General features: G+C 38.8%; 2 protein-coding genes. One reads left to right on the top strand and one right to left on the bottom strand.

Features of this window, described 5'->3' with window-relative positions; genetic code table 11:
* Positions 1-356: 356 nt before the first annotated feature.
* A complete protein-coding gene (locus R7P72_RS25620) occupies positions 357-539 on the top strand; it encodes a lipase family protein (protein WP_256931919.1) in 183 nt (60 codons plus the stop codon).
* A 127-nt stretch (positions 540-666) separates the two neighbouring features.
* On the opposite strand, the gene R7P72_RS25615 is transcribed toward R7P72_RS25620, so the two are convergent.
* Positions 667-1,107: outer membrane beta-barrel protein (locus tag R7P72_RS25615; RefSeq protein ID WP_318111047.1), on the bottom strand; the 441-nt coding region annotated here is incomplete at its 5' end.

Genomic DNA, 1,107 nt, shown 5'->3' with positions numbered 1-1,107 from the left:
AAAAATCACAAACACCCTAACCTATTGAAGTAACTGTTTTTTTTAAGGCAGTTGAAGGTGAGTCCCGCCAGCTCCACCAAACGTTTGGAAAAGGCCACCTTCGGGTGGCCTTTTTTGTATCAACAATCATATTGTCTTCTTTTCTCAGGCACTCATACTACCTGATGACTTATCACAAGCATTACTGCGTAACTTTACAACCTATGCTGATAAAAACTCGTTGAGTATTAAGTAGCAGACTATACGCTCATAAGTACAACACCAACCACACATGAGAATTCAAAAGTACTCATTAAAAGATAGAAAGTGTGTACTTACTATATGCTTTTCAATTTAAAGTTTTCTAAGCTTTTGGGATATCAGATACTTCATCCGGTTACAGAGTACATGCTGGTTTTGTAAATCTCTTCAATACAATAAAGCCACAACTTGCAGCATGCATCGCTGGTTATTCGAAAAAGAACATAAAAGCACCAAAGGTAATACACTGCGTAGGTCATAGTTTAGGTGGTGCTCTTGCTTCATTAGCAACAGATTGAGTGAGTAAAATAGTCTCTTCAATTTTCTCCTTACTAAGAATTTCAGGTCTGGTTCATATAACACAACAAAAAATGCGAAGCTATTTAAGCTTCGCATTTTTATTATGGATTAGAATTATTAGCAATATTAGAATCTATATTCCACACCTAAAGATGCTTGTTTAAAGTCTGTATTTGTATTCGCACCATCAAATACATTTTCTGCATTCAGTTCCACATCGTACCAAGTGTATTCTGCGTTAACTAAAAAGTTATCCGTTACTTTGAAGCCCACACCGGCACCAGCAAATACACCTTCGTCATCTTTGTTTCCATGGAATCCAGCAACGTTATAATCTGTCGAATACCACATTTGGCCACCTTTCGCGTACACATCCACTCTATCGGTGATTGGAGCCGTCACTTTCAATGCTGCGGTATAACCATCCGTCTCTGCATTAGCCAAGTTGTTACCATAGCTACCAAAATCAATGCAGCCACCTTCCAACGCTAAGTAACGGTTAAAGCGATACCCCACCAATGCTTGCATTGCATCGCTGTCGTCATCGAAATCATCTTGTCCATCAAC

It is taken from the genome of Vibrio sp. Vb0888 (assembly GCF_033338835.1).
Classification (GTDB): domain Bacteria; phylum Pseudomonadota; class Gammaproteobacteria; order Enterobacterales; family Vibrionaceae; genus Vibrio; species Vibrio alginolyticus.
The sequence above is the reverse complement of the archived record's forward strand: the minus strand, read 5'-3'. Positions and strand labels throughout refer to the sequence as shown.